Source organism: Pseudoalteromonas sp. GW168-MNA-CIBAN-0100 (genome assembly GCF_040309225.1).
Lineage (GTDB): Bacteria > Pseudomonadota > Gammaproteobacteria > Enterobacterales > Alteromonadaceae > Pseudoalteromonas > Pseudoalteromonas arctica.
On sequence record NZ_JBEOOL010000032.1, the window covers coordinates 37,511 to 47,705 of the forward strand.

The window sequence follows — 10,195 nt, forward strand, 5'->3', positions numbered from 1 at the left end:
GGTTAAATTGTTTATGACAAATAACAATAATAAATTGGTAATAACAATAAGATGCGCTTAAGCACTATTAAATTAGCGGGCTTTAAATCGTTTGTAGAGCCCACTAAAATTCCATTTCCTGATCAAATGACGTGTGTTGTAGGCCCTAATGGCTGTGGCAAATCTAACGTTATTGATGCAGTACGATGGGTGCTAGGTGAAAGCTCTGCTAAAAACCTGCGTGGCGATGCCATGACCGACGTTATTTTTAATGGATCAACTAATCGTAAAGCCATATCACAAGCTTCTGTAGAGCTTGTTTTTGATAACGATAAAGGTAGTCCTTCAAACACATTTGCCGACAGAAACCAAATTGCCATTAAACGCTTAGTAACGCGCGACGGGCTATCGCTGTACTTTTTAAATGGCAGTAAATGCCGTAAGCGTGATATTACCGATATATTTTTAGGTACAGGTCTTGGTCCGCGTAGTTACGCAATTATTGAGCAAGGGATGATCTCGCGCTTAATAGAAAGTAAACCACAAGAATTACGCGTATTTTTAGAAGAAGCTGCTGGTGTTTCTAAATACAAAGAGCGCCGCCGCGAAACACAAACACGCATTAAAAGCACCCGCGAAAACCTTGAGCGTTTGTTAGATGTGCGTAAAGAGCTGCAAAGCCAGTTAGATAAATTGGCTGTGCAGTCGGTTGATGCAAAAAAATACCGCGAGTTAAAAGCGCAAGAGCGAACGTTAAAAGGGCAAATTGCGGTTTTAAAATGGCAAAAGTTACATCAGCAACAACTTGAAAAAAGTACTCTAATTAAAAAGCTGAACGATCAAATTTCGTTTTTTAAAACTGCTAACTCAGGGCATGACGATGTACTTGCAAGCTTAGAAGGGCAAGTACAAGCTCAGCAAGATAAACTAAGCGATGCACAACATCAGCAACATGTAATACACACCGAGCTTACCCGCGCTGAGCAACAGCAAATAAATGTAAAGCAACAAACTCAAACGCTTAAACAAAATTTAATTAAATTACAGCAACGCCAAACCCATAGCACTGAAGTTAAAACGCAGCAGCAAATTGTGTGCGAGCAACTAAATGAAACCCTGCAAGAGGCAAGTGAAAACGCGTTAATGTGCGAAGAGCAAGTAAGGAAGTTAACGCATGAGCTTGAGGAATTATTAGCACTGAAGCAGCGCCACAATACACACTGGCAAACTTTGTGTGAGCAACAGCAGCAACTTAATAATAATGCGCAACTGCATAGCAGTCACATTAAACAAACTCAGCAGCAAATAAGCCACGTTAACGAGCAAATTGATCAGTTAAATGCGCAGCTTACTGACTTACAAAGTAGCGATGTAGAACAACAATTAACGCAGCAAACACAGCAAACACAAACATTAACCCAAGAACTTGCCGCTAAACAAACAGCGCACACGCAGTGCAGTGCTAAGCTTGAAGTGCAAAATGAGCGTGTTAATAACTCACAAAAGCAATATTCGACGCTTACTCAAACAATAAATGAGTTAAAAGCCAGTATAACGGGGCTTAAAAGTACATTAGGGCTTGATGAAGAAAGTGAAAGTACTAATGGTTTGTTTAATCAGCTAAGTGTTAAAGAAGGCTTTGAGCCCTTAATAGAGCAAGCACTTAAATCGCTAGAGCACTTAAATGTAAGTGAGCAGCAAGCTGATAATAGTGTGTGGCCAATTAGTGGTAAGCACATTGCTGAAAATAGCTTAGCGGCATTCATAACAAGCGGCGTGTACCCAGATCATTTAACGCGCATTGCTTATAGCGAGAGCGGTGATCTAACGCTCTTAAAAGATGCTTATTATACAGCCGTTATGGATAAAAACGGTGCTTTATATGGTCGTAACTGGCATGTAAGTGCCGATCGAAATGCCGAAAACTCATTGCTTTTAAAACATAAGCAGTTGCAGGATAAAGCTCAGCAGTTAACCAATGCCGAGGATGAGCTAAAACAAGTAACACACACTCGTGATGAACATACAGCTGATCAAATAAAGTTAATTAACGAGCAAAGCGAGCTAAAAGAAGCCATACATGAGCTTGCGCAAAATATAGCAGTAGCCGGTACACGCAGCGATATGCTTAAACAGCAAGTAGCGCACTTTAAGCTGCAACTAGAAAAGCTACAGCAACAAAAACAGCAATTAACCACCCAGCTTTTGCAATTAAATACCGTGCTTGATGAGCAAACAGAGCAATTTGAAGTGTTAAATGAGCAGCAACTCAACTTAACGGATGAGTTAGACGCTGCAAATAGCCTGCGCTCACAAAGTGATAAAAGTTATAGCGAAGCATTAAGCATGCTTGAGCAATATAAAACGCAAGCGCATAAGGCAACGCTCTCAGAGCAAAAGGCACGCAGTGAATGGCAGTTAAGCCAAACCAAATTGAGCCATGCAGAGCAAGAGCACGTTAGTGCATCTGAAGGTGCACAAGAATTACTCAATGAAATAGAAGAACTGCTTATACCAGAGCAAGAGCTTAGCGATAAAATAACGCAGTTTTTAGTACAGCATCAAAAAGGTGAGCAGGCCCTGGTAATGCTACAAAAAGAATTAGCTCACGCTAAAGAAAGTTTAAATAGCAAGCAAGCAAGTCTTAAAAACTCACAAGGTGAGCTGGTGGGCTTGCAAGAGCAGCATCAAAAGCTAACAATTGAAGAGCAAAGCTTACTAATAAAAGCGCAAGTTGCGCTCGAACCATTAGAAGAGCTAAAGCAAAGCTTAAAAGCAATACTTGATGAATTACCTGATTCATTGAATTTAAGTGCAGCGCAAAATCAGTTAACCGGATTTACTAATCAGTTAGATAAATTAGGTGCAGTAAACTTAGCGGCAATAGAAGAGTTTGATTTAGCTAAAGCTCGTAGTGATTATCTTGATAATCAATTAGATGATTTAACAAAAGCGTTAAGTACCCTTGAAGGTGCAATTCGTAAAATTGATAGTGAGACCAAAACACGCTTTAAAGCGACGTTCGATCAAGTTAACGAAGACTTTGCAGAGCTATTTCCTAAAGTTTTTGGTGGTGGTAGTGCGTATTTAGAATTAACCAGTGACGATTTACTCGAAAGTGGTGTTAGTATAATGGCACGACCACCGGGTAAGAAAAATTCAACAATTCATTTGTTAAGTGGTGGAGAAAAAGCGCTGACCGCATTATCATTAGTGTTTTCTATATTCAGGCTCAATCCAGCTCCTTTCTGTATGCTGGACGAAGTAGATGCACCATTGGATGATGCCAACGTTGTGCGTTTTTGCCGTTTGGTTGAAGAAATGTCACAATCAGTGCAGTTTATTTATATTAGTCATAATAAAATTGCGATGGAAATGGCTGGTAGATTAACCGGTGTTACTATGGCAGAACCTGGCGTATCGCGTATGGTTGCTGTAGATATAGAGCAGGCTGTGCAACTTGCACATGCATAAATTTTTATAACAAGTGTATTATTTTTAATTAATATACAGGTTTTAGGCATATCAAATAATAAAAGGTGAGGGGATGGCCGAACAATTAAGATGGGTTTTAATCATTATCAGTGTAGTTGTCATTGGTGGTTTATTAATACATGGATTGTGGTCTGTGAGAAAAAAAGACCGCCCAGAAGTATCTGATAACGAGCGGGTTGAGCCATTACAAGAAAGCGCATCAGCTTCATCTAAACCGTTTCGAACTGAGGCTGAGCCAAAAGAGCCAATGCAAAACGAACGTGATGAGCCACAGTTTGGCGAGCTTAACTTTGATGCAAATGAGCCGCAAATAGATACAAGCGTGCCAGAAGTGCCGATTGAAGATGACCTAGAAATAGTTGATGACCTAGAAGCAAAAGAGCAAAGCGCTGAAGAAGCACCTGCCCAAATGTCTGACTTTGTTATTGTACATATTCAAATGCCAGAAGAGCTTAGTATGCAGGGCAGTAAATTATTGCCAGCAGTTAACACTTTAGGTTTTAAATATTCTGAGGAAGGCTTTTTTAATCGCCACTTAGATCCGGCTGGTCAAGGCCCTGTTTTATTTAGATTAGTAAATATGTACAACCCAGGTACGTTTGATATTGATAATATGGAACAGTTTAGTACCGCTGGGGTAAGCTTATTTATGACGTTACCGTGCGACGGCGATGGTCTAGCTGCATTTAATATGTTGCACAGCGCAGCTAAAAAGTTAGCGGATGAATTTGGTGCACAAATTTTAGATGCTGAGCGAAATGAAATGACAGTAGATCGCGTAAGACAATATGTTGAGCAGGTTCGTTCTTTTTCAGCGTAAATAACGCATACATTATATTTTTATAAGCCACTGGACGGTGAATCGTCAAAGTGGCTTTTTTTATGTTTATTGAGGTTTAAATGTCTAGCAGCATTAGTGAGCAAGTTAATCATCTTCGTACTACATTAGAGCAACACAACTATAATTATTATGTGCTCGACACCCCCAGTATTCCTGATTCTGAATACGATAGGTTATTACGCGAACTAAGCGCACTTGAAACCGAGCATCCTGAATTTTTAACCGCCGACTCACCTACACAAAAAGTAGGCGGTGCAGCACTTAGTAAATTTGAACAAGTAGCGCACCAAGTACCCATGCTCTCACTTGATAACGCCTTTAGTGAAGAAGAATTCACTGCGTTTAATCGCCGTATAAAAGAGCGTTTAATGAGTACTGATGAGCTTACTTTTTGTTGTGAGCCAAAACTTGATGGTTTAGCTGTATCAATTATTTATCGTGATGGTGTGCTTGTACAAGCAGCGACTCGAGGTGATGGTTTTACCGGTGAAAACATTACTCAAAATGTAAAAACAATTCGTAATGTACCGCTTAAGTTACGTGGCGATTATCCGAAAGAGCTTGAAGTGCGCGGCGAAGTATTTATGGATAGCGCAGGTTTTGACAAACTAAATACTGAAGCAGAAAAGCGTGGCGATAAAGTATTTGTTAACCCACGTAATGCAGCAGCCGGTAGCTTACGACAACTCGACTCTAAAATTACCGCTAAGCGCCCACTCATGTTTTACGCATATAGCACTGGGCTTGTTGCCGATGGCAATATTCCCCAGGATCATTATCAGCAATTAGAAAAGTTGACTGATTGGGGTTTACCTCTGTGCCCAGAAACAAAATTAGTTGAAGGTCCAAAAGCCGCGCTTGAGTACTACAGCGATATTTTAACGCGCCGTAGCTCACTTAAATACGAAATTGATGGCGTAGTAATTAAAATAAATGAAAAAGCCTTACAAGAGCGCTTAGGCTTTGTAGCTCGCGCACCTCGTTGGGCTATTGCGTATAAATTTCCGGCACAAGAGGAAATAACCCAACTACTTGATGTTGATTTTCAAGTCGGTCGTACTGGCGCCATTACACCTGTTGCACGTTTGAAGCCTGTTTTTGTGGGTGGCGTTACCGTATCAAATGCAACACTGCATAACAGTGATGAAGTTGCACGTTTAGGTGTAAAAGTGGGGGATACGGTTATTATTCGCCGTGCAGGTGATGTAATCCCACAAATAACACAAGTTGTACTTGAACGCAGACCTGATGATGCCAGAGATATTGAATTCCCGACGACTTGCCCAATCTGTGATTCTCATGTTGAAAAGGTTGAAGGCGAAGCTGTAGCCCGTTGTACGGGTGGACTTGTATGTCCTGCACAGCGTAAGCAAGCTATTAAGCACTTTGCTTCGCGCAAAGCGCTGGATATAGATGGTCTTGGCGATAAGATTGTTGATCAGTTAGTCGATAGAGAACTTATAAAAACGCCTGCTGATTTGTTTATTTTAAAACAGGGGCATTTTGAGTCACTTGAACGTATGGGACCTAAGTCAGCTAAAAACTTAGTAACAGCACTTGAAGAGGCTAAAGGCACTACGCTTGCTAAGTTTTTATATTCATTAGGTATTCGAGAAGCCGGGGAGGCGACAGCACAAAATTTAGCTAATCACTTTCTAACCCTTGAAAATGTAATAAATGCCAGCATTGATAGTTTAACGCAAGTAAGTGATGTAGGCGAAATAGTAGCTGCTCATGTTCGTGGCTTTTTTGATGAAGAACATAATTTAGCAGTTGTTAATGCGCTGATAGATCAAGGTGTAAACTGGCCAGCGTTGAGCGCACCTTCTGAGGAAGAACAGCCGCTCGCTGGGCTTACATATGTACTTACAGGTACACTTAATACACTTAATCGCAATGATGCAAAAGCACGATTACAACAACTTGGTGCCAAGGTGTCTGGTAGCGTATCGGCTAAAACAGATGCGTTAGTGGCGGGTGAAAAAGCAGGTTCAAAACTAACAAAGGCACAAGACCTAGGCATAGACATACTAACTGAAGATGAATTAATTGAGTTGCTTATAAAGTATAACGGTTAGGAAAATGACAATGAGCCGATATGGGCCAGAATACTGGGATAAGTACGGAAGTTACCGTACGCCTATTGCATTTCATTTAAGTGTGCTTGTGCTATTACGCAGTTATTTTATTTGGGTTATTGCGGCTTTAAGCCGCAGGCCTGAACTAGATTTAATGTCATTATTTTTTAAAAATAAAAATGATTTTTTTATCGCAATAACAATTGGAAGTATTGCAATAATACCGACTATTTTATTTTGTTTTCGCAGACCACGAGATTCACACAGTGCAAGCAACAGGTTAGCAAGAATATGGCGACATATGCGCTGGCCTCTTATTTTATGTGCAGTTGTTGATTTAACATGGTTAAGTGTTCAAGCAGCGCATAGCCATTATCGATTTTCATCATTTTTAGCAGTACAAATGATGATTGTTTTATGGGTATTATGGTATTTGGTGAAAAGCCGCTATTTAACTGTTTTCTTTAATGATTGGCCTGAGCCGACAGAAAAGGCATCAGAAGAAAAAAAGCGACTTAAAAGGGATTAGTTGTGGACGCCGTAAATAGAAAAATAGCGATAGCTATATCGATAATAGGCTTTGTGCTTATTATTTTAATGATTAGCACTGAGCTTTTAGAGTTTATGTGGTTTAAAGCGTTATTTGGGTTATGGGTATTTGTTTTTTGCTCAAGCGTTTATCGGTTAACGCCTTTATTTAAATCAAGAAACAGGTTAGAGGATTTTATTCAGCGAGACGCCCAACACTTATTACTTTTTAGTTTGATGGGATTTTTTGATAAAAAGCACGGTCCAGATTGGTTAGTTATTGAGAGTATTGAACGTATAACGACAAAGGATGATGGGCTAATAATTTACAGTAATAACGAGCGCCAAATGAGTGTTAGTTTACCTGTAAAAAAAGCAGAGCTAGATAGTTTTATTAAACGAATACTTACCGACTCAGAAAAACAAAATATTACCTTTAGCTAAGAAAATTACCTTTAAGATTGAACGAGTTTTAGTCTTAAACGGTCAACACTCCTTAGCTGATCTTTAGTGTATTAAATAACGTAATAATTAGCCGTACTTTTTATGACTTTATAAAGTATAGCTAATCAACTATTCAATGAGGCTATTATGTTGAAGTGGAATGATGTTATTAACTTTGCCACCAATGGCAATCCTACCCCAAGTAAAAAAGTAGTCAAAACTGACGAGCAGTGGCGGATGCAACTATCAGAAGATGAATATTACGTAACACGTAAAAAGGGAACAGAGCGCCCAGGTAGTTCGGGTAGTTGTACATTACTCGAACCTGGCAAGTATGTGTGTATTTGCTGTGATAATCTATTGTTTGATGCTGATGAGAAGTTTGATAGTGGTACTGGTTGGCCGTCATTTACGCAACCTGCGACAATTGAAGCGATTGGCTATGTAAGCGATACAAGTCATGGTATGGAGCGCATAGAGGTGGTTTGTAACGTGTGCGATTCGCACTTAGGCCATATTTTTCCAGATGGTCCATTACCAACGGGTTTACGTTATTGCGTTAATGCCGCATCAATGAAAAAGCTCTAATGTTTTATTTACTAGCGCTTTGAATATCTAAATTCATTTCTTTTGCTATGTGCAAAATCTTATCTAAACGCTGCGTCTGATCTGCTTGTAATTTAGTTTTATCAAGAAGGGCGTAGCACCTTCTAGCAAGATCCATATTAAATGAGCTGCCAGATTGCTTAGTTGAATCAAATAGGCACTGTAATAAATTAAGTGCGATACTTTGATTACGAGGCATGACTCTAAACGCCTGTGTAAAAGCTTCCAACGCAGTATTTAATTGGCCTTTATTAAATTGACTAACGGCATGGTTATTAAGCTCTTTTGGACCCATTTTAATATCGCGTCGCTCACTTTGTTGCTGCTGAATATAACGCAAGTAAGTTGTATCGCTAACTGCGGGATGTCTTTCACAGTGGCTAATTATTTGTGTGAATAAGGTTTGCGCCTTTTGATGAAACCCCAGTTCATGAAATGCTTTTGCTTTATCAAGTGCGCCATCAACCGATCGGATATGAGTATCGTCATCATCAAGTTGTTCAATTAGCTTTTTCGCTTTTTGATGCTCGTCTTTTAAGTAATGGAGTCGTGCATTAAGTACATCAATTTGAGCTTGATTTGTATTATTAGGAAACTGTTTTTTTAAATCATTAATGTACTGATTGGTTTGCCTAGAAATTCGTTGAATTTGATCGGTTTGATCAGTCGTTAGCGCAAAGTCGATACCTGCACGTGCTGCATTCAAATATACATCGGGGTGGTCGTGTATTGAGTGTTTTGCAAAGGTGGCTATATCTTTTTGAGTTAAATAGCTTTTTTCGTAGTCGTGATTAATTAGCGACACATTACTTAGCGATTTTTGGCGTGTGATATTTCGCGGTGCAATTTCTGCAGCTTGACTTAAAAAGCTTTGCGCTAGCTCAAACTGATTTAGCTTTATTTCTAACCTGCCCAACAAATCAAGGGCTACTAAACGAGTCTCTTGGCGCTCTAACATTGTTTTGAGCATTCGCTGCGCCAAAATATGTTCGTTATTCGCTATAAGTGCTTCTACTAAGCCTACTTTTGCCCAAGCAAATTTTTGAATGTCGAGAACAGACTTAAAAAAGTCTTTCGCATCTTGAGCACGCTTTAAGCGAAGTAAGGCATCACCTTTTAAACGAAGTAGGATAGGGCTGTAATTATTATTTTTTTTATCTAGAGAAGTATCAATAAACTTAATAGCTTTTGAATCGTTACCATCATCAATTAATGAATACACTGTTTGTAAGTCATGTTTACGCTTTAAGATTCGTTCAATGCGTATTTTAAGCTCTTGTACTGTAAAAGGTTTAACTAAAAAGTCATCAGGCTGCAGCTCAAGAACACTATGAACGAGTGAGCCACTTGTTTCTGCTGAGATAAAAATAAAGCCAGTCGAGCTTTTTATGAGTTGCTTTACACGTAGCTCTTCATAAAGCTGGTAGCCATCTTGGTGTTTATTTAAGTTGAATGAGCAAACGATTAGATCAAATTCTTCACTTAAACACTGCTCTTTTGCAGAATTTGCATGATCAGCAAAGCGCAACTGCCGAAAGCCAAGCCTTTCTAACGATTGTTTCATATAGCTTTGAGCAAGTGGCTGCTCCTCTACTATAAGTATTTTGGCTTTTGAATAGATCTTAGTTGGCATTGGCTTAAGCGTAATTGTATTTAACACAGACTATAATCAACAGTTTAACTGCTTACAAGGGAATTTAAATGATAGCTGTATTTATTAGGTACTTAACTTTGCCTAATACGTTTATCTAACTACGAAAGTACTGAGCCGAATAACATAATTAAAAACTAAATAAGTAAAATGGATAACTCTAATTTGATGAGTGCTTTGATATAGAAATTTAGATTTTAATAAAAATATGAAATGTATTTAAGGTAAAAAGAGTAGTTAAATGTATTTAATATGGGAAAAGAGTTATTACTAGAGAAGTTGTCATTTAAAGAGTTGCCTGATGGTATTTATATGTGGTGGGTGATTACTTGGCTTGATACTAGTGACCCTCGCCATTATTTGTAAAGGGTGGCGATGCTCTTTTTCTTACGGCTAAGTTAATTACATACGATTTATATATTGAGTTTTTATAAAGTTCTTAAATGTATTTAATATGCGAAGAAAGAGTTATTACTAGAGAGGTTGTCTGATGGTATTTATATGTGGTGGGTGATACTGGACTTGAACCAGTGACCCTCGCCTTGTAAGGGCGATGCTCTCCCAACTGAGCTA

At 39.0% G+C, this 10,195-nt stretch carries 7 protein-coding genes; 6 read left to right on the plus strand and 1 reads right to left on the minus strand.

All coding sequences use genetic code 11. The features are described from left to right. The first annotated feature begins 51 nt into the window (after window positions 1-51). From AAEY62_RS16975 to msrB, 6 genes are all read left to right on the plus strand, one after another. Window positions 52-3,453, plus strand: coding sequence for a chromosome segregation SMC family protein (locus tag AAEY62_RS16975; RefSeq protein WP_101164112.1), 3,402 nt, complete (start codon window positions 52-54; stop codon window positions 3,451-3,453). A 73-nt stretch (window positions 3,454-3,526) separates the two neighbouring features. Further along, window positions 3,527-4,294 (plus strand): cell division protein ZipA, encoded by a 768-nt coding sequence (zipA, locus tag AAEY62_RS16980; RefSeq protein ID WP_007584012.1) that lies wholly within the window; start codon window positions 3,527-3,529, stop codon window positions 4,292-4,294. 80 nt (window positions 4,295-4,374) lie between these two features. Continuing rightward, window positions 4,375-6,393 (plus strand): NAD-dependent DNA ligase LigA, encoded by a 2,019-nt coding sequence (gene ligA, locus AAEY62_RS16985; RefSeq protein WP_350635461.1) that lies wholly within the window; start codon window positions 4,375-4,377, stop codon window positions 6,391-6,393. A 10-nt stretch (window positions 6,394-6,403) separates the two neighbouring features. Further along, on the plus strand, window positions 6,404-6,922 hold the full coding sequence (locus AAEY62_RS16990; protein WP_350635463.1) for a DUF2919 domain-containing protein: 519 nt from the start codon (window positions 6,404-6,406) through the stop codon (window positions 6,920-6,922). A 2-nt stretch (window positions 6,923-6,924) separates the two neighbouring features. Then, window positions 6,925-7,365, plus strand: a complete 441-nt coding sequence (locus AAEY62_RS16995) for a hypothetical protein (RefSeq protein ID WP_024591594.1) — start codon at window positions 6,925-6,927, stop codon at window positions 7,363-7,365. Between the two features lie 147 nt (window positions 7,366-7,512). Beyond that, a complete protein-coding gene (gene msrB, locus AAEY62_RS17000; protein WP_007584021.1) occupies window positions 7,513-7,953 on the plus strand; it encodes a peptide-methionine (R)-S-oxide reductase MsrB in 441 nt (146 codons plus the stop codon). A gap of 4 nt (window positions 7,954-7,957) precedes the next feature. On the opposite strand, the gene AAEY62_RS17005 is transcribed toward msrB, so the two are convergent. After that, window positions 7,958-9,604, minus strand: coding sequence for a response regulator (locus AAEY62_RS17005; RefSeq protein ID WP_350635465.1), 1,647 nt, complete (start codon window positions 9,602-9,604; stop codon window positions 7,958-7,960). Window positions 9,605-10,195 lie beyond the last annotated feature (591 nt).

Coding starts and splice junctions, on each gene's coding strand:
- ligA (WP_350635461.1), top strand. CDS start 4,375: ATGTCTAGCAGCATTAGTGAGCAAGTTAATCATCTTCGTACTACATTA.
- msrB (WP_007584021.1), top strand. CDS start 7,513: ATGTTGAAGTGGAATGATGTTATTAACTTTGCCACCAATGGCAATCCT.
- AAEY62_RS17005 (WP_350635465.1), bottom strand. CDS start 9,604: ATGCCAACTAAGATCTATTCAAAAGCCAAAATACTTATAGTAGAGGAG.
- AAEY62_RS16975 (WP_101164112.1), top strand. CDS start 52: ATGCGCTTAAGCACTATTAAATTAGCGGGCTTTAAATCGTTTGTAGAG.
- AAEY62_RS16990 (WP_350635463.1), top strand. CDS start 6,404: ATGAGCCGATATGGGCCAGAATACTGGGATAAGTACGGAAGTTACCGT.
- zipA (WP_007584012.1), top strand. CDS start 3,527: ATGGCCGAACAATTAAGATGGGTTTTAATCATTATCAGTGTAGTTGTC.